Origin of the sequence: Streptomyces sp. NPDC005435 (assembly GCF_040703155.1) — a bacterium.
Classification (GTDB): domain Bacteria; phylum Actinomycetota; class Actinomycetes; order Streptomycetales; family Streptomycetaceae; genus Streptomyces.
In genome coordinates, this window is record NZ_JBEXEQ010000006.1 from 279,918 (window position 1) to 297,164 (window position 17,247).

General features: G+C 71.7%; 16 protein-coding genes and 1 tRNA gene. 9 read left to right on the forward strand and 8 right to left on the reverse strand.

Annotated elements, in window-relative coordinates; translation table 11 throughout:
• Positions 1-5: 5 nt before the first annotated feature.
• The 5 genes from AB0898_RS10425 (at position 6) to alaS (ending at position 5,620) form a co-directional block, all read left to right on the forward strand.
• A complete protein-coding gene (locus AB0898_RS10425; RefSeq protein ID WP_366802451.1) occupies positions 6-902 on the forward strand; it encodes a hypothetical protein in 897 nt (298 codons plus the stop codon).
• Positions 899-1,507: an LOG family protein gene (locus AB0898_RS10430; protein ID WP_366802452.1), complete on the forward strand. Its 609-nt coding sequence runs from the start codon at positions 899-901 to the stop codon at positions 1,505-1,507. Before AB0898_RS10425 ends, AB0898_RS10430 begins: the two co-directional genes overlap by 4 nt.
• Entirely contained in the window at positions 1,504-2,040 is a 537-nt protein-coding gene (locus tag AB0898_RS10435; protein ID WP_366802453.1) for a phosphoribosyltransferase family protein, read from the forward strand. The genes AB0898_RS10430 and AB0898_RS10435 overlap by 4 nt, the downstream gene beginning before the upstream one ends.
• On the forward strand, positions 2,037-2,735 hold the full coding sequence (locus AB0898_RS10440; protein WP_366802454.1) for an HAD-IA family hydrolase: 699 nt from the start codon (positions 2,037-2,039) through the stop codon (positions 2,733-2,735). Before AB0898_RS10435 ends, AB0898_RS10440 begins: the two co-directional genes overlap by 4 nt.
• 227 nt (positions 2,736-2,962) lie before the next feature.
• Positions 2,963-5,620: an alanine--tRNA ligase gene (gene alaS / locus AB0898_RS10445; protein WP_366802455.1), complete on the forward strand. Its 2,658-nt coding sequence runs from the start codon at positions 2,963-2,965 to the stop codon at positions 5,618-5,620.
• 63 nt (positions 5,621-5,683) lie between these two features.
• On the opposite strand, the gene AB0898_RS10450 is transcribed toward alaS, so the two are convergent.
• Positions 5,684-5,757, reverse strand: a tRNA-Thr gene (locus AB0898_RS10450).
• Between the two features lie 202 nt (positions 5,758-5,959).
• Between AB0898_RS10450 and AB0898_RS10455 the strand changes: the two genes are divergently transcribed.
• The 3 genes from AB0898_RS10455 to AB0898_RS10465 all read left to right on the forward strand — a co-directional run bounded on the left by AB0898_RS10455 (position 5,960) and on the right by AB0898_RS10465 (position 8,626).
• Positions 5,960-7,099: a sn-glycerol-3-phosphate ABC transporter ATP-binding protein UgpC gene (locus AB0898_RS10455; protein WP_366802456.1), complete on the forward strand. Its 1,140-nt coding sequence runs from the start codon at positions 5,960-5,962 to the stop codon at positions 7,097-7,099.
• 213 nt (positions 7,100-7,312) lie between these two features.
• Positions 7,313-7,795, forward strand: coding sequence for a hypothetical protein (locus AB0898_RS10460; RefSeq protein ID WP_366802457.1), 483 nt, complete (start codon positions 7,313-7,315; stop codon positions 7,793-7,795).
• A gap of 96 nt (positions 7,796-7,891) precedes the next feature.
• Entirely contained in the window at positions 7,892-8,626 is a 735-nt protein-coding gene (locus AB0898_RS10465; protein WP_366802458.1) for a nucleotidyltransferase family protein, read from the forward strand.
• A gap of 136 nt (positions 8,627-8,762) precedes the next feature.
• On the opposite strand, the gene AB0898_RS10470 is transcribed toward AB0898_RS10465, so the two are convergent.
• From AB0898_RS10470 to AB0898_RS10500, 7 genes are all read right to left on the reverse strand, one after another.
• Positions 8,763-10,415, reverse strand: coding sequence for a DoxX family membrane protein (locus AB0898_RS10470; protein ID WP_366802459.1), 1,653 nt, complete (start codon positions 10,413-10,415; stop codon positions 8,763-8,765).
• A gap of 129 nt (positions 10,416-10,544) precedes the next feature.
• Positions 10,545-11,486: a 23S rRNA (guanosine(2251)-2'-O)-methyltransferase RlmB gene (rlmB, locus tag AB0898_RS10475; RefSeq protein WP_366802460.1), complete on the reverse strand. Its 942-nt coding sequence runs from the start codon at positions 11,484-11,486 to the stop codon at positions 10,545-10,547.
• An 85-nt stretch (positions 11,487-11,571) separates the two neighbouring features.
• Positions 11,572-12,975, reverse strand: coding sequence for a cysteine--tRNA ligase (gene cysS, locus AB0898_RS10480; RefSeq protein ID WP_366802461.1), 1,404 nt, complete (start codon positions 12,973-12,975; stop codon positions 11,572-11,574).
• Between the two features lie 78 nt (positions 12,976-13,053).
• On the reverse strand, positions 13,054-13,458 hold the full coding sequence (locus AB0898_RS10485; protein ID WP_366802462.1) for a PPOX class F420-dependent oxidoreductase: 405 nt from the start codon (positions 13,456-13,458) through the stop codon (positions 13,054-13,056).
• A gap of 74 nt (positions 13,459-13,532) precedes the next feature.
• The gene (gene ispF, locus AB0898_RS10490; protein ID WP_366802463.1) at positions 13,533-14,039 is read right to left on the reverse strand and encodes a 2-C-methyl-D-erythritol 2,4-cyclodiphosphate synthase; all 507 of its coding nucleotides are present in this window, start codon (positions 14,037-14,039) and stop codon (positions 13,533-13,535) included.
• A complete protein-coding gene (gene ispD / locus AB0898_RS10495; protein ID WP_366802464.1) occupies positions 14,029-14,793 on the reverse strand; it encodes a 2-C-methyl-D-erythritol 4-phosphate cytidylyltransferase in 765 nt (254 codons plus the stop codon). The genes ispF and ispD overlap by 11 nt, the downstream gene beginning before the upstream one ends.
• Before the next feature lie 322 nt (positions 14,794-15,115).
• Positions 15,116-15,598: a CarD family transcriptional regulator gene (locus AB0898_RS10500; protein ID WP_003953493.1), complete on the reverse strand. Its 483-nt coding sequence runs from the start codon at positions 15,596-15,598 to the stop codon at positions 15,116-15,118.
• Positions 15,599-16,417: 819 nt separating this feature from the next.
• Between AB0898_RS10500 and AB0898_RS10505 the strand changes: the two genes are divergently transcribed.
• Complete coding sequence (locus AB0898_RS10505) at positions 16,418-17,119, forward strand: DUF461 domain-containing protein (protein ID WP_366802465.1); 702 nt, start codon at positions 16,418-16,420, stop codon at positions 17,117-17,119.
• Positions 17,120-17,247: the final 128 nt, after the last annotated feature.

The following is a 17,247-nucleotide window of genomic DNA, read 5'->3' on the forward strand; positions in this document are numbered from 1 at the left end:
CGCCCATGCCCACCGCTGTGCCCCCGGCCCCGGCCGACCTGCACCTCGATGTCGTCACCGACGCCCACCGCCCCGCCCAGCTGCCCCTGTTGAGCAGGATTGCCGAGCTGCTGTCCGCTTCCCCGGCGGTCACCCACCTGCTGGTCCGCGGCTCGCTCGCCTCTGGTACCGCCGACCGTCTCTCGGACGTGGACTTCGTCGTCGGCGTCCACGACCGGGACGTGCCCGCCTTCATCTCCGCCTTGGACGACCTGATGACGGTCGCGGGCGGGGCCCTGCTGCCTGGCTGGCGCGACACCATCGTCGCGGATTTGGGTGGCGTCGGCTTCGTCTTCCTCGTTCAGCACGAGGGCAAGCTCCAGCAGGTCGACCTCTACCTCGCGCCCGCTTCCCGGGTCTCGATCCTGCGGCAGACGGTCGGCTGGAAGGTGCTGCTCGACCGGCCTCCGGCCGACATCACCATCCCGCAGATCGACCAGGCACGCGCCCACATCGCGGACCTGACGGCCCGTCCGCGCTCGTGCACCGAGCTGCTGATCGAGCACCTGGTGCTGGCGGTGCTGCTGCACAAGCGCATCCGGCGCGGGCAGCGGTTCATCGCCTACGGCGAGTGGCACATGCTGCACACCGCGACGAAGGACCTGGTCAAGGCCGCACTCGCGCCCCACTCGCGGTTCTGGGGCTGGTACCAGCTGCGGGAGGAGCTGGCGCCGACCCCGATCGGCCGGGCCTGTCTGGCAGACCTGGACGTGGCGATCACCTCCCCGGCCGTGCCGGACGCCGCCGCCGTCGACGCCGCCCTGGACCGGGTGCTCACACTCACCGAGCGGGCGTGCCCCGAGGCCCTGGACGGCTTGGCCGACGCCGTCACCGCCTACCGCACCTACCTGGAATCGGTGTGAGGCCCCGGTCCCGCTCCCTGCCCTCCCGGACCACCGGCCGGGGCGGGTCCCGGGAGCTGACGGCGGTGTTCTTCGGCGGCGTCGTCCCCGCCTCGCTGGACGAGGAACGGCTCGCCGAGGAAATCGGGGCGGCCCTGGCGGGGTCGGGGTACGGGCTGCTGCACGGCGGCTACAACGGGCTGATGGAGGCCGTCGCACGCGGCGCGGCGGCCAAGGGCGGGGCGGTCACAGCGGTGACGCTGGCCGACAAGCACGCCGAGTGGGGCGCTTTCAACCCACACGTCACCGCCGAAGTCCGTCTGTCCGACCTCGGTGCCCGCCTCAACCACTACCTTGGCGCGGCCGACCTGGTGGTGGCGATGGGCGGCGGCATCGGCACCCTGCACGAGCTGGCCGCCGCCCTCTATTACGCGGGCACCATCCGCCCCGTCCCCGTGTGGATCACCGGCCCCACCGCGCTCGCACTGCTGGACTTCCTCAAACGGGAGAAGTGGCTGTCCGAGACCCCCACCCGGCCGCTCGGGTTCCTCCGCGCGGTCACGTCCGTACCGGATTTCATCACACAGCTCCACCATCTGATCCACGAGAGGGAGGTCAGCGCATGACCGTCACCGCCACACTGGTGGACCGGGTCGCGGCCGCTGCCTGTGTGTCCGGCCCGTTCTCCTTGGCCGACGGGCAGGTCCTGGGCTCCTATTTCGACGAGTACCGACTGGCCGCCGACCCGCGGCTGCTGCGCGAAGTCGCCGCCGCCATGGCTGCCCTCGTGCCTGCGGATGCGCAAGTGCTGGCCGGAATCGCACTGGGCGGCATCCCGCTGGCCGTCGCCCTGTCGGCGGCCACCGGACTGCCGGCCGCGTTTCTGCGGCCGCTGCCCAAGCGCTACGGCTCCCGGCAGCAGATCGAGGGCACGCCCGTCGAAGGGCAGCGGGTCGTTCTGGTGGACGACGTGGTCCGCTCCGGCGCGCAACTGCTGGCCATGACACGGGTGTTGCGGATCTCCGGGGCCCCCGTCACCGCGGCGCTCTGCGTGCTGGAGCGGCCTCTGGGCGGCAGGCTCCTGCTGAGCAAGCACGGCGTCACCCTGCACCCACTGCTCACCGAGGCCGACCTGCCCACCAATGGGGCGGCATCGTGACAGGAGCCGTGTTGTTCGACATGGACGGCGTCCTCCTGGACAGCAGACACGCGGTGCTGGTAACCCTGGCCGGCCTGGCGACCGCTGCCCTCGGCCGCCGCGTCACCGTCACGGACCTGCCACCGAATGCCGCGACGACGCCCCGGGGCGAGGTGCTGTCCCGCCTCGGCGTCGCCACACCGGACGAACTGTGCCAGACCCGGTGGGACGCGGCCCTGGCCACTGCCACTGGGGCCGCGGAGGACGCGCGCGTGTTCCCGGGGGTCATGGACGGGCTGAGGGACATCAAAGCCGCCGGGATCACGACCGGCCTGGTGACCTTGCAGTCCCGCGCCCGGCTGTCCTGGCTGCTGCCGCCCGCCGTGCTCGCTCTGCTGGATGTCACGGTCTGCCATGAGGACGCCGCACCCAAACCGGCCCCGGACGGCCTCCTACTCGCGCTCGGCGCGCTAGGCGCCTCCCCAAAGGAGACGGTGTTCCTGGGGGACACCGTCGCGGACATCACCGCCGCCCGCGCTGCCGGTCTCACCCCGCTCGGCGCGGGCTGGGGCTATGCCGGTCCCGCCGCGCTCATCGCCGCCGGGGCCACCGTGGTCCTGGACGACCCGGTCCGCATCGGGCCCGGCCTGCTGGACCACGCATCCCTCCGGCAGCCGCGCTCACCGCGACGGCACGCACACGCTAAGCGATCTTGACGTGCCGGCCGCTAGAGTCGGTGGTGCAACGGACCTGTGCGGCAACGCGGTGGTCTGCTGCACCACCGACGTGATCAACGGATACGGAGTCAAGGTGCGGCCCATGGGGGCGCGAGCTATCTGCGCCGAGCTGGAGAACTGAGAACTCTCTCAGTCGTCTCGTTCTCGGCCCGGCTCGGCGTGTGATCCCCCTCCTCCCGCCACTCCTTCCGTGAGGCCATTTCGCCATGCGCTCGCCGCAGATCCGCGACACGTTCACCGACTACTTCACCTCCCGAGGCCACCACGCGGTGCCCTCCAGCCCCCTCGTTCCCGACGACCCGACCCTGCTGCTCGCCAACGCCGGGATGAACCAGTTCAAGCCCTACTTCCTGGGCGAGACGACCCCGCAGTTCCCGCGCGCCACCAGCATCCAGAAGTGCGCCCGTACCTCCGACATCGAGAACGTCGGCCGCACCAACCGGCACGCCACTTTCTTCGAGATGATGGGCAACTTCTCCTTCGGCGACTACTTCAAGGAAGACGCCATCGCCTACGCCTGGGAACTGCTCACCCAGGGCTACGGGCTGGAGAAGGACAAACTCTGGATCACCGTCTTCGAGGACGACGACGAGTCCGAGCACATCTGGCGTCGTATCGGCGTGCCCGCCTCCCGCATCCAGCGTCTCGGCATGGAGGACAACTACTGGTCCATGGGCGTCCCCGGACCCTGCGGGCCCTGCTCCGAGGTCAACTACGACCGTGGCCCCGCCTTCGGCAAGGAGGGCGGCCCCGCTATCGACGGTGAGCGCTACGTCGAGATCTGGAACCTGGTCTTCATGCAGTACCAGCGCGGCGAGGGCGACAAGAAGGGCGACTTCCCCATCCTCGGTGAACTCGCCCGCAAGGGCGTCGACACCGGCCTCGGTCTGGACCGGCTCGCCGCGATCCTCCAGGACGCCGAGAACGTGTGCACCACCGACCTTCTGTTGCCCACCTTCCACACCGTCCAGAACCTCGCCGGACGCGCCTGCCCCACCCAGGGCGAGGAGAAGGTCTCCTTCCAGGTCGTCACCGAACACGCCCGTTCCGTCGCCTTCCTCATCGCCGACGGCGTCCTGCCCGCCAAGGACGGCCGCGGCTACGTCCTGCGCCGCCTGATGCGCCGCGCGATCCGCCATGCCCGGCTGCTCGGCATCAACGGCCCCGTCCTGCCCGCCACGACAGCCAGCGTCATCGGAAACCTCAGCGATGTCTGGCCGGAACTGGAGGCCCGGGCCGCGCTCATCGAGCAGGTCGTCACGGCCGAGGAGGAATCCTTCACCCGCGCCTTGGCCCAGGGCACCCGGCTGCTGGACGCCGCGATCAGCCGCACGCAGCACAGCGGCTCGGCAGCTCTGCCGGGCGAGACCGCCTTCGAGCTGGCCGACACCTACGGCTTCCCGCTGGAGCTGACCGTCGAGGCCGCCCACAACGCCGGGCTCACTGTCGACGAAGAGCGGTTCGCCGCCCTGCTGGACGAGCAGAAGCGGCGCGCCAAGGCCGAGGGCAAGGCCAGGACCTCCGAAGCCCTGCGCACGATGGACACCTACCGTGAACTGGCGTCCCGCCTGCCCCGGACCGACTTCCTCGGCTACGAGCACCTACGCGCCGAGGCCACCGTCAACGGGCTCATCTCCGGCGGCGCCGTCGTCACCACCGCGAGCGAGGGCACCGAGGTCGAGCTGGTCCTCGACCGCTCCCCGTTCTACGCCGAGGCCGGCGGACAGATCGGCGACACCGGCACGCTCACCCTCACCGACGGCACCCGGCTGCGGATCACCGACACCCGCTACGGCCTGGAGGGCTTCCGCGTCCACACCGCCCGCGTCCTCGAAGGCGAACTTCGTATCGGCGACAGCGGCGAGGCCGCTGTGGACGCCGAGCGCCGTGCCGGTCTGATGCGCTCGCACTCGGCCACCCACATCCTGCACGCCGTCGTCATGGACACCCTTGGCGACCACGCCCGCCAGCAGGGCTCCCTGGTCGAACCCGACCGGCTCCGCTTCGACTTCGCCCACTTCACCGCCCTCACCCCCGGCCAGCTCCACCGGATCGAGGCGGCCGTCAACGGCCACGTCCTGGACGACCCCGCCGTACGTGCCTGGTACGCCGACCGTGCCGAAGCCGAGGCCGCAGGCGCCATCGCCCTGTTCGGGGAGAAGTACGGAGACACCGTCCGCATCGTCGACATCGGGGACTTCTCCCGCGAGTTGTGCGGCGGCACCCACGTCGCCCACGGCTCCCAGATCGGCGCTTTCCGCCTGCTCTCCGAGTCCTCCATCGGTGCCAGCCTCCGCCGCGTCGAAGCCCTCACCGGCCATGCCTCCCTGACTCACCTCGACACCGAGCGGCGACTGCTGAACGAGCTCACCGCGCTGCTCGGCACTCGCCCGCAGGACGCCCCCGACGCCCTGCGGGGGCGTCTGGGCGCCCTCGCCGACGCACAAGCCCAGCTGACCCGGCTACGGGCCGCCGAACTCCGCTCCCAGGCCGCCCAGCTCGCCGTCACCGCCCGCCTGGTCGGCCGCGGGCATCTCCTCGCCCACAAGGTCACCGGCGTCACCCCCGAGGAACTGCGCCAGCTCGCCTCCGACACCGTGACCCACATGCCCAGCGGCCCGGCCGTCGCCGTACTCGCCCTGGAACACTCCGGCAAGGCCCTGCTCGTCGCGGCTGTCTCCCCCGACCTGCTCGGCCACGGCGTCCAGGCAGCCCAGATCATCACCCGCGCCGCGAAGACGGTCGGCGGAGGCGGCGGTGGCACCGGTGCCACCGCCAGCGCAGGGGGCCGCCGCACCGAACACCTCGACCAGGCCCTCACTGCCGCCGCCGAGGACGCCGCCACCCTCCTCGACAACCGATAAAGCAGGAGCCGGCAGGAAAGCACAAGGCCCAGGTCAGACAATGTCTGTCCTGGGCCTCGCCAGAGCCCCCTGTCGGATTCGAACCGACGACCTACGCATTACAAGTGCGTTGCTCTGGCCAGCTGAGCTAAGGAGGCGGGGCTGTTCCCGTGAAGTGTACCCACGCGGTGGGGCGGGGCCCGAGGGAATTCTCCGGAAGATCCGGAGGCCGGAGGTACTGACAGAACGCCGGGGCGGCAGGTACGGTCCGAGGCAGTTCACCCAGGTGGACTACGTCTACCACCTTCCTACAACGGATCGTCCGGCACGTTCCTGCCGGTAGAAGGGGGCCCATCCAGCATGGCCACTGTCACGTTCGACAAGGCGACCCGGATCTACCCGGGTTCCACCAAGCCCGCCGTCGACGCGCTCGAGATCGCGATCGAGGACGGGGAGTTCCTCGTCCTGGTCGGCCCGTCCGGCTGCGGCAAGTCCACCTCGCTGCGGATGCTCGCGGGACTCGAGGACGTCAACGGCGGCGCCATCCGCATCGGCGACCGCGACGTCACGCACCTGCCGCCCAAGGACCGGGACATCGCGATGGTGTTCCAGAACTACGCGCTGTACCCGCACATGACGGTGGCCGACAACATGGGCTTCGCGCTCAAGATCGCCGGTGTCAACAAGGCGGAGATCCGCGCCAAGGTCGAGGAGGCCGCCAAGATCCTCGACCTCACCGAGTACCTGGACCGCAAGCCGAAGGCGCTCTCCGGCGGTCAGCGCCAGCGTGTCGCCATGGGCCGTGCGATCGTCCGCGAGCCGCAGGTCTTCCTCATGGACGAGCCGCTGTCCAACCTGGACGCCAAGCTCCGCGTCTCCACCCGTACGCAGATCGCGTCCCTGCAGCGCCGCCTGGGCATCACCACGGTCTACGTCACCCACGACCAGGTCGAGGCCATGACCATGGGCGACCGGGTGGCCGTGCTCAAGGACGGCCTGCTCCAGCAGGTGGACACCCCGCGCAACATGTACGACCGCCCCGCCAACCTCTTCGTCGCCGGCTTCATCGGCTCCCCCGCCATGAACCTGGTCGAGGTCCCGATCACGGACGGCGGCGTGAAGTTCGGCAACAGCGTGGTGCCGGTCAGCCGCGAGGCCCTCTCGGCCGCCGCCGACAAGGGCGACACCACCGTCACGGTCGGCGTCCGCCCCGAGCACTTCGACGTGGTCGAGCTGGGCGGCGGCGAGGCGGCCAAGTCCCTCTCCAAGGACTCCGCCGACGCCCCGGCCGGTCTCGCCGTCTCGGTGAACGTGGTCGAGGAGCTGGGCGCCGACGGTTACGTCTACGGCGCCGTCGAGGTCGGCGGCGAGGTCAGGGACCTGGTCGTCCGCGTGAACGGCCGCCAGGTGCCGGAGAAGGGCTCCACGCTCCACGTCGTCCCGCGCCCGGGCGAGATCCACGTCTTCTCCAGCTCCACCGGCGAGCGCCTCTCCGACTGACCCGCGGTCACAGAGCAGGGCGGCACGACAAGAGGGGGTCCTCCGGGACCCCCTCCCCCGTTTCCCCCGCCCTTCGCCCCGCCCGAAAAACCCCGGCACAGCGACCATTCCGGGCTCCCGCGTCAACCCCCTACCCAGAAAGAGCCACCACTTCATCCCCCGTAAGGGTGACTAAATGTCGCCATATCATTACCGGGCGCTACCCTCACTCGCGTGAAGCACTCCACCACCTCTCAGACGCGCGGCGGCCACCGGGGCGGACCCGCCCGCCGGGCCGGCCGCACGCTCGCCCTCGTCCTGCCCGTCGTCCTGGTGCTCTCCGGAACCCTCGCGGTCACCCGGGTCAACTGGACGGGAAGCCCCTCCAGCTCGGTGCTCACCGCGTCGGACGTCTCCGCGGCGGAGGTGTCCGGCAAGGCACCCGCCACCCACCGGGGCCCGCACCGGGCCGCCCCCGAGGACGCGCTGCGCGACCGCCTGATGGGCGAACTCCAGCACAGGAACCCCGGCGTGGTCCTCACCCACCTCCAGCAGGCGGTCAACGGCCGTCCCGGGCTCGCCGCGCACTGCTCCGACATCGCCCGCGCCCTCGGCAAGGCCGCCGTGCGCATCTACGGCGCCTCCCGCGCCCAGTCGTACGCCCGCCCCGTCTGCGACACCTCCTTCGCCTCCGGGGTCCTGACCGCACGCGGCTGAACCGGGGCCCCGCCGCGGGCCGTCCGAGGCCGACCCGCCGCACACCGCCCGCGGCTCACCCCGTCACCCGCCGGGGCGCCACGTACAGTTCGGGGCATGACCCACCCGAGCGCCGCGTCGCGCCCCACTCAAGCCGTTGTTCTGGCCGGTGGCCAGGGCTCACGGCTGCGCCCCTACACCGACGACCGGCCCAAGCCGATGGTCGAGATCCCCGGCACGGGCACCCCGATCATCGGCCACCAGCTGACCTGGCTGGCCGAGGAGGGCGTCACCGACGTGGTCGTCTCCTGCGGCCACCTCGCCGAGGTCCTGGAGAAGTGGCTGGCCACGGCCGATCTGCCGGTGTCCGTCAGCACGGTCGTCGAGACGGAGCCGCTGGGCCGCGGCGGCGGTCTGAAGTACGCCGCCGGGCACCTCCCGCACCCCGACCGGCCCTGGTACGCCACCAACGGCGACATCTGGACCCGCTTCTCGCTGCGGGACATGGCCGACTTCCACACCGAGCGGGACGCGGTCGCCACCCTCGCGCTCGCCCGGCCCCGGCTGCCCTGGGGTGCGGTGAAGACCGACGGGTTCGGGCACATCACCGACTTCATCGAGGCGCCGCCCTCCACCGTCGAGATCAACGCGGGCGTCTACGTCTTCTCCCCCGAGTTCCGCGAGCTGCTGCCCGAGCGCGGCGACCACGAACGGACCACCTTCCCCCGGCTGGCCCGCGAGCGCAGGCTCGCCGGCTTCCCGATCCCGCAGGGCGCCTACTGGCGGGCCATCGACACCGCCAAGGACCTCACCGAGGCCGCCAGGGAGCTGGACGGCCAGCGCGGCACCTGAGCCCCGCACCACCGCACACCGCACACCGCACACCGCACGCAGGCACACAGGCACACAGGCACACAGGCACACAGGCACACAGCAGGGCCCGTACCACCGAAGCGGTACGGGCCCTGTCGTACGCCCTGACAGCCCCTCAGTCGCCGAACAGGCCGCCCACCAGCCCCGGTTCCCCGGTGGAGGTGCCGCCCGTGGCCGGATCGGCGCCCGAGGGTGCCGTGTCGGTGCCCCCGGTCGCGGTGCCGCCGCCCGTGCTCGTCGGACCCGCCGACGTGCTCGGCGCGCCGCCGCCGCTCGTCGAGGGCGCGGTCCGGCTGGGCGGGGCCTGGCCGGTGGTGCCCTGCGTCTGGCTGGGCGCGGCGGTGGTGGCACCGGCGGTGCGGCCGGCGGACGGGGCCACGGCCGACGGGCTCGCCCCGGCCGTGGCGCCGCCCGTGGGCGCGCCGGTCGCGGACGGGGTGGCGGAGTGCTTCCGGTGGGGCTCCTGCGGGAGGGAGGAGCCGGGCAGGTTGTTGCGCGGGGCCTCGTCGGGGCCCGGGACGACCACCCGGCTGGAGGCGCGCACCGCGCCGCCGAGCACCGAGCCGATGAGCAGCGTGACACCGATGGTGACGGCCGTGATGAGCGCGCCCCGGCGCAGCACGTAGCGGCGCAGGTCCCAGATGTCGGCGCGCGGCCCGAGGGTGCGCCAGGCACCGGCGGCGAGGCGCCCGTCCACCGAGTAGACGGGGGCGCCCGCGATGATCAGCGGGGACCAGGCGGCGAGGTAGATGATGTCCGGCGCGTCGTAGGCGGGGACGGTCTTCCAGCTCACCGTGACGATCAGCGCGGCAGAGAGCAGCGCGCCCACCACGGCCGCGACCCGCTGCCAGCAGCCGAGGATCGTCAGCACGCCGACGATGACCTGGAGGAAGGCGATCACCAGGCCGGAGCCGACCGGGTGGTGCAGCGCGAACTGGCGCAGCGGCTCGGCCACGTCCCACGGGTGCAGGGTGTTGAGCCACTTGACCATGGAGCCGCGCTCGCCGCCGTCGAAGTAGACGGGGTCGCAGAGCTTGCCCATGCCCGCGTAGATGGAGATGAAGCCGAGGAAGACGCGCAGCGGGAGCAGGACGACGCCGAGGTTCAGCCGGCGCCCGGGGTAGTAGGCGTGCCGGGCGGCGTCGTCGCCGTGGCGCCGGGAGGCGCGCGGGCCGGGAGCGGCCTCGGGCTCGTCGTACGCCTCGAACTCGCCGCTGTCGTACGCCGGTTCCTCGTAGGCGCTGCCTCCGCCGCGCAGCGGGGGGAGCAGCGGGCCGTCGTCGGGGGCGGTGCGCTGGTGGCCGAGGACGGGGGTCTCGACGGTGGCGTCGAGGCGGTCGTAGCCGTCGTCGTAGCCGCCGGGGGCGGTGCCGACGCGCGGGATGACCCGGGTGGCCCCGGCCGGCTCGTCGGGGTGGCGGACGCTGCTGCCCCGGACGGCCTGGAGCAGCCGGTGGGCGCCGGTGTCGTCGGGCGCGGAGTGGCCGGTCCAGACGACGGGACGGCGGCGCCCCGCTCCGGCCCGGCCCGCCGTACCCACGGACCCGGACGACAGGTGGGAGGTCTGAGCGGTGCCCGGCTGCCGGGCGATCCGGGGGGACTGGTTACGCCTGGCCGCCGCGCCCAGCTGCACGCGGAAGCTGGCGTGGTTGACGATGACCTGCGCCGGATCGCTCGGCACCTTCACCATGCTCAGCGCGGGAACGTCGTCGAAGCCCGACGAGCGGTCCCCCGTGGGTGTGCGGGGTGTTCTGGTGTCCACACTCATCTAACCGAGTGATGTGGAGTTAGGACACTGCCCCGACGCGGCCCGGTGTGTCCGGGCCGCGTCAAGGTCGCCCTGAACTCCGGGGGGACCCCGGAATTACCGCATCAGAGTGAAGTGCCGAACATGCGTTCAGGCGCGGCGGCGGGACGCCTCGTACAGCACGATGCCGGCCGCGACACCGGCGTTCAGGGACTCCGTGCCACCCGGCATCGGGATGCGCACCCGGACGTCGCAGGTCTCGCCGACCAGCCGCGACAGGCCCTTGCCCTCGCTGCCGACCACGATGACGACCGGACCGCCGAGCGCCTCCACGTCGCCCAGCGAGGCCTCGCCGTCGGCGGCCAGGCCGACGACCGTGAGGCCCTCCTTCTTGTACTGCTCCAGGACGCGCGTCAGGTTGGTGGCGCGGGCCACGGGCGTACGGGCGGCCGCACCGGCGGAGGTCTTCCAGGCACCGGCGGTCATCCCGGCCGAGCGGCGCTCGGGCACGACCACGCCGTGCCCGCCGAAGGCGGAGACCGAGCGGACGACGGCGCCGAGGTTGCGCGGGTCGGTGACGCCGTCGAGCGCGACGATCAGCGGGTCCTCGTTGTTGTCGTACGCGGCCGCGGTGAGGTCCTCGGGGTGCGCGTACTCGTACGGCGGGACCTGGAGGACGAGGCCCTGGTGGTTCAGGCCGTTCGTCATGCGGTCCAGCTCGGGACGCGGGGCCTCCATCAGGTTGATGTTGCCGCGCTCGGTGGCGAGCTGGATGGCCTCGCGGACCCGCTCGTCGTTGTCGATGAACTGCTGGATGTAGAGCGTGCTGGCGGGCACGCCCTCGCGCAGCGCCTCGTACACCGGGTTGCGGCCGACCACCAGCTCGGAGGTGGACTTGCCGCCACCTCGGCGCAGCTGCGGGCGGGCGCCCTGGGCGCGGCGGGCCTTGGCGGCGGCGGCGCGCTGCTTGACGTGGCCCTTGCGCATCTCGGCGGGGGGCGTGGGGCCCTTGCCCTCAAGGCCGCGGCGCCTGTTGCCGCCGCTGCCGACCTGCGCACCCTTCTTGCCGGACATGCGGCGGTTGTTCGCCATGAGTTACCCGTCTCCGTGAGCTTTCGTACGTATGTATGCAGTGTGCCGCCCGGAGAGCCGGGCGGCACAGTCGATCAAGCAGGCCTCAGCGGGCGCCGAGGCTCCAGCGCGGCCCCTGCGGGCTGTCCTCCACGACGAGCCCGGACTGGCCGAGCTGGTCGCGGATGGCGTCGGCGGTGGCCCAGTCCTTGCGGGCGCGGGCCGACTCGCGCTGGTCGAGGACGAGCCTGACCAGGCTGTCCACCACACCGTGGAGGTCCTCGCCGCGCTCGCCGCCCTCCCCGGCCCACTGGGGGTCCAGCGGGTCGAGGCCGAGCACGCCGAGCATGGCGCGGACCTCGGCGAGGCGCGCGACGGCGCCCTCCTTGTCGTCGGCGGCCAGCGCGCTGTTGCCCTGGCGGACCGTGGTGTGCACGACGGCGAGCGCCTGCGGGACGCCCAGGTCGTCGTCCATGGCCTCGGCGAAGGCGGGCGGCACCTCGGCGGCCGGTTCGACCGTGCCCCCGGCCTTCTCCAGGACGCGCTGGACGAAGCCCTCGATGCGCGCGAACGCGGTCTCGGCGTCGCGCAGCGACTCCTCGCTGTACTCGATCATCGAGCGGTAGTGCGGGGTGCCGAGGTAGTAGCGCAGCACGATCGGGCGCCACTGCTTGACCATCTCGGAGACCAGCACGCTGTTGCCGAGCGACTTGGCCATCTTCTCGCCCGCCATGGTGACCCAGGCGTTGTGCACCCAGTACTGCGCGAACTCGTCGCCGTAGGCCTTGGCCTGGGCGATCTCGTTCTCGTGGTGCGGGAAGATCAGGTCGAGGCCGCCGCCGTGGATGTCGAAGGCCTCGCCCAGGTACTTGTGCGCCATGGCCGAGCACTCCAGGTGCCAGCCGGGACGCCCGGGGCCCCACGGGGTCGGCCAGCTCGGCTCGCCCGGCTTGGCCGCCTTCCACAGCGCGAAGTCGCGCGGGTCGCGCTTGCCGGTCTCGCCGTCGCCCGCCGGCTGGAGCAGGTTGTCCAGCTCCTGGCGGGACAGCTCCAGGTAGTCCGGGAAGGAGCGCACGTCGAAGTAGACGTTGCCGTCCGCCGCGTAGGCGTGGCCGCGCTCGATGAGGCCCTGCATCATCTCGGTCATCTCGGTGATGTGGCCGGTGGCGCGGGGCTCGTAGCTGGGCGGGAGGCAGCCGAGGGCGGTGTACGCGTCGTTGAAGGCGCGCTCGTTCTCGTACCCGATCGACCACCACGGGCGCTTCTGCTCGTGCGCCTTCGCGATGATCTTGTCGTCGATGTCGGTGACGTTGCGGATGAACGTCACGTCGTAGCCGCGGTACGCGAACCAGCGGCGCATGATGTCGAAGTTCAGGCCCGAGCGGATGTGCCCGATGTGGGGGGCCGCCTGCACCGTGGCGCCACACAGGTAGATCGAGACACAGCCCGGCTTGACCGGGGTGAAGTCGCGGATCTGCCGGGCGCTGGTGTCGTACAGGCGAATAGTCACCCCCCCAGGGTAGTGGGCGCGTCACCGTGCCATGCACAGGACGGCGGTGAAGGCGCCGTACCGTGCCGCCCTCCCCCGTCAGAGGCTGCCGACCACCTTGCGCGGGGTGATCCGGACGACCACCCGCTCGGCGTCCTGGGCGGAGGCCGGGTTGAAGTCCGCGTACTTCTTCCCGGTGTACTTCTCCGACAGCTCGTCGATCAGTTCCTGGCCGCCGTCCGTGGTCATGTCGGCGGTGCCGCGGATCTCGGCGTACTCGTACGGACGCTGCGGGTCCATGACGACGACGGAGACGTGCGGGTCGCGGTCCAGGTTCCTCTTCTTGCGCCGGTCCACGGTGGTGGAGAAGAGCACGTCGTCGCCGTCCCGCTTCACCCATACCGGCGACAGCTGGGGGCTGCCGTCGGGCTGGACGGTGCCGACGACGATGAAGACGGGACCGTCCAGCAGGGCCTTGAGCCGGTCGGACAGGGCGGCGGACATGGGTACCTCCGGGGTCGGCGATGACTCTGCGGGTACCCTCGCACGCTCTCGGCCCACCCGCACGACGGCGGCGGTCAGGCCACCCGTACGACGAGCGCGGTCGCGACCGCCATCAGGCCTTCCTCGCGGCCGGGGAAGCCGAGCCCGTCCGTGGTCGCGCCGGACACCATGACGGGGGCGCCGACGGCGGCGGACAGGATCTGCTGCGCCTCGTCCCGGCGCTTGCCGATCTTCGGGCGGGGGCCCACGACCTGGACGGCGACGTTCCCCACGGCGAACCCGGCCTCGCGCACGATCCGGGCCGCCTCGGTGAGCAGCGCGACCCCGGAGGCGCCGGCCCACTCGGGCCGCCCGGTGCCGAAGTGCTGCCCGAGGTCACCGAGACCGGCGGCGGAGAACAGCGCGTTGCAGGCGGCGTGCGCGACGACGTCCGCGTCGGAGTGGCCGGCCAGGCCCGGACCCGCGTTCTCCCACTTCAGGCCCGCGCACCACAGCTCGCGGCCCTCCTCGAAGGCGTGGATGTCGGTGCCGATGCCGACCTGGGGCAGGGCGGGGACGAGCGGGGGGATCTCAGAAGCCATCGTTGAGCCTCCTGCGGTTCAGGACCGCCTCCGCGAGGACGAGGTCGAGGGGACAGGTGACCTTGAAGGCCTCTTCGTGGCCGGGGACGGTCACGACCCGCGCGCCGAGCCGCTCGACCATGCTCGCGTCGTCGGTGACGTCCTCGGTGACGCTTTCATGGGCGCGCACCAGGGTCGCCCGGTCGAAGCCCTGCGGGGTCTGCACGGCGCGCAGCCGGGCCCGCTCGGGCGTGCCGAGCACCGGCTCGGGCTCGCCGGGGACGGCCGCGGGCTCCACCTCCTTGACGGTGTCCGCGAGCGGCAGGGCCGGGACCACGGCCGGAGCACCGCCGCGCACCGCCTCCACGACCGCGTCCACGGTGTCGACCGGGACCAGCGGGCGGGCCGCGTCGTGCACGAGGACGACGTCGTACTCCGGAGGCAGCGCGTCGAGGCCGAGCCGGACGGACTCCTGGCGGCTCTCCCCGCCGGGGACGACCAGGAAGTCGGTGCGCTCGGGCAGCGCGTGCGCGTCGAGCAGGGACTTCACCTCGGCGGCGCCGTCCGGCGGGGCCACGACGACGACCAGGGAGACGGACCGGGAGGCGGCCAGGGCGCGGATGGCGTGGATCAGCATCGGCGTGCCGTTCAGCGCGCGCAGCGCCTTGGGGGCGCCCGGACCGAGGCGTACGCCCCTGCCGGCGGCGGGGATCACGGCGGCGACACGGCTCCCGGACGGGGCCTCGGCGGGTGCGGGACGCGATTCGTCAGACATCGGTTCCTGTCAGGTTTGTGTGCTCGTCCTGGGTGGGTATGGCCTGGAGGAGTGCCGGGCGGGACGCCTTGACCGGACCCTTCCGTGACCCTGGTCGAGCCATCGCCCGGACCCGGCACACCAGTATCGGGGGTTCTCCGAGGCATACGGCAGGTCCTGCGCACGGTGTGGCGGCGGCGGGGTACGAAAACGCCGCAGCACCCGCGACAGGTTCAGTGTCGTCGGGCACCGCGGCATCGTGGCTGTGCCTGGCGCGCCCACTCATGAGCGGCGGCTCAGGAGTGCGCGCGTCGGAAGCAGACAGGGGGCTGCCTGCCGGACGTCAGGAGGCGAGTACCTCGTCGAGCAGCGCCTCGGCCTTGTCCTCGTTCGTGTTCTCCGCGAGAGCCAGCTCGCTCACCAGGATCTGGCGGGCCTTGGCGAGCATGCGCTTCTCACCGGCGGAGAGTCCGCGCTCGCGCTCGCGACGCCACAGGTCACGCACGACTTCCGCGACCTTGATGACATCGCCGGAGGCGAGCTTCTCCAGATTTGCCTTGTAACGACGCGACCAGTTCGTGGGCTCCTCGGCATACGGCGCGCGCAGCACCTCGAAGACCCGGTCCAGCCCGTCCTGACCGACCACATCACGCACGCCGACGAACTCCGCATTGTCCGCTGGCACACGTACCGTCAGGTCACCCTGGGCGACCTTCAGCACCAAGTAGGTCTTGTCCACGCCTTTGATCTGGCGAGTTTCGATGGCCTCGATCAGCGCGGCCCCGTGATGGGGATAGACCACGGTGTCGCCAACCTTGAACGTCATGTGACAGGTACCCCTTCCGTGGCTATCCAGGGTAACACGGATACGGCGTCTTCTGAATGGCGTTTTCGCAGGTCAGGGCATATCTCGGGGCTTGACAACAGCGACCGGAACGTGCTGCGGGCCACCTGCGGAACCGGGAATTCGCAGGTCGGAGCGGCTCTGCGGGCGACGTGAAACACGTACGTCACAGGGTCCTCAGACCCACTCCGAGTGGACGAATGTCCCGGTTTGCCCACCCTCAAGCGTACGACTTCCGGTGCTCCGTTCGATGGCGAGGGGCGGGTACGAGACGAATCCGGAATTGATCACAGGGGGCCGGACGGGCGGTGGATCAGTGGCGGATGTTGCCGATGATGATGAAGCGGATGAAGAGACGGATGATGCACTCCGATGATCCGAAGGACACCGCGCACACTCAATGCCGTCCGGACAATACGGCGCGTCAATAGTGAACCGTCAATCAAGTGGCTCAATCAACCGGCTCAATCCCGGTCAATCACGTGGGTCAATCAGCCGGGCGAAATCTTGGGCACCGCATTCCTTCACCGGAAATTCGCGCGGTGTGTCGCGGGAGGTGTCACGCGGCGTGTCACGGAGTGTCTCACCAGGCGTCGCACGGGGCGTGTCGCCGGCGCCGCGGCACGGGCGGACGGTGCTGCCGGGGGATCTTCCGCTCGGCCACCCGGAGGCACGCCGGGGCCCGTGGGGAGGGTCGGGTGCGGCCGTCCTGGAACGGCTCGGTAGCCTAAGCCCGCTGACTGATACTTAGGGCGGCTTTACAAAGAAGGCCGTCCGTGCGTTCAAGGAGTTGCCGCCGCCGTGAGCAGCAGCCTTCGACGCGGCGCCCTCGCCGCCGCCGCCATCGCCTTCCCGCTGGCCACGCTCGCCGCCTGCGGCGCCGGCAACGACGCCCAGACTCTGGAGATCAGGCCCGACAACGCCGCGACCAGCGTCGGCACCATCAAGGTCCAGAACGCGCTGGTGATCACGCAGCCCGACGCCAAGGCCACGGGTCCCCTCGCGATCTCGGCGACGCTGTTCAACTCCGGCACGAAGGCCCAGACCCTCCAGTCGATCACCGTCCCGGGTGCGAACGACAGCGTCGAGCTGAAGCCCGCCAAGGGCCGGAGCCTGACCGTCCCGGCCCATGGCTCCCTGGTCATCGGCGGCAAGGACAACGCCTCCGCCATGCTCGCGAGCGGTGGCGAGGTCGTCCGCAACGGCAACGCCCAGAAGGTCACCTTCACCTTCAGCCAGACCGGCGCCGTCAGCCTGCGGGCCTTCGTGGTCCCGGCGACCAGCTACTTCACCAAGTGGGGCCCGAGCGAGATCCCGTCGGCCCCGGCCGCCGCCTCCTCCCCGGCCGCCTCGGCCACCGAGTCGGCCCAGCCGGGCGGCAGCGCCTCCGCCGACGACAAGGCCTCCGCCCCGGCCGCGGACGCCTCCCACCAGGCCGACGACAAGGCGGGCGAGAAGGCGACGCCGTCCGACTCCGCGTCGCAGTCGGCCGCCGGCCACTGAGCGGTCGTACGACGGACGAAGGGTGGGGGGCCCCCGCGGGCGGGGGGGGCCCCCCCCGGGGGGGCGCCCCCCCCCCCGGGGTTAGTGGGGGGAAAGTTTTGCAGGGCGCGCCCCCACCCCCGGAAACG

What these genes read in the sequence shown, in the direction of transcription:
- AB0898_RS10425 (WP_366802451.1), top strand. Translation starts at nt 6, where the DNA reads ATGCCCACCGCTGTGCCCCCGGCCCCGGCCGACCTGCACCTCGATGTC.
- AB0898_RS10435 (WP_366802453.1), top strand. Translation starts at nt 1,504, where the DNA reads ATGACCGTCACCGCCACACTGGTGGACCGGGTCGCGGCCGCTGCCTGT.
- alaS (WP_366802455.1), top strand. Translation starts at nt 2,963, where the DNA reads ATGCGCTCGCCGCAGATCCGCGACACGTTCACCGACTACTTCACCTCC.
- AB0898_RS10455 (WP_366802456.1), top strand. Translation starts at nt 5,960, where the DNA reads ATGGCCACTGTCACGTTCGACAAGGCGACCCGGATCTACCCGGGTTCC.
- AB0898_RS10465 (WP_366802458.1), top strand. Translation starts at nt 7,892, where the DNA reads ATGACCCACCCGAGCGCCGCGTCGCGCCCCACTCAAGCCGTTGTTCTG.
- AB0898_RS10470 (WP_366802459.1), bottom strand. Translation starts at nt 10,415, where the DNA reads ATGAGTGTGGACACCAGAACACCCCGCACACCCACGGGGGACCGCTCG.
- rlmB (WP_366802460.1), bottom strand. Translation starts at nt 11,486, where the DNA reads ATGGCGAACAACCGCCGCATGTCCGGCAAGAAGGGTGCGCAGGTCGGC.
- AB0898_RS10485 (WP_366802462.1), bottom strand. Translation starts at nt 13,458, where the DNA reads ATGTCCGCCGCCCTGTCCGACCGGCTCAAGGCCCTGCTGGACGGTCCC.
- ispF (WP_366802463.1), bottom strand. Translation starts at nt 14,039, where the DNA reads ATGGCTTCTGAGATCCCCCCGCTCGTCCCCGCCCTGCCCCAGGTCGGC.
- ispD (WP_366802464.1), bottom strand. Translation starts at nt 14,793, where the DNA reads ATGTCTGACGAATCGCGTCCCGCACCCGCCGAGGCCCCGTCCGGGAGC.
- AB0898_RS10500 (WP_003953493.1), bottom strand. Translation starts at nt 15,598, where the DNA reads ATGACGTTCAAGGTTGGCGACACCGTGGTCTATCCCCATCACGGGGCC.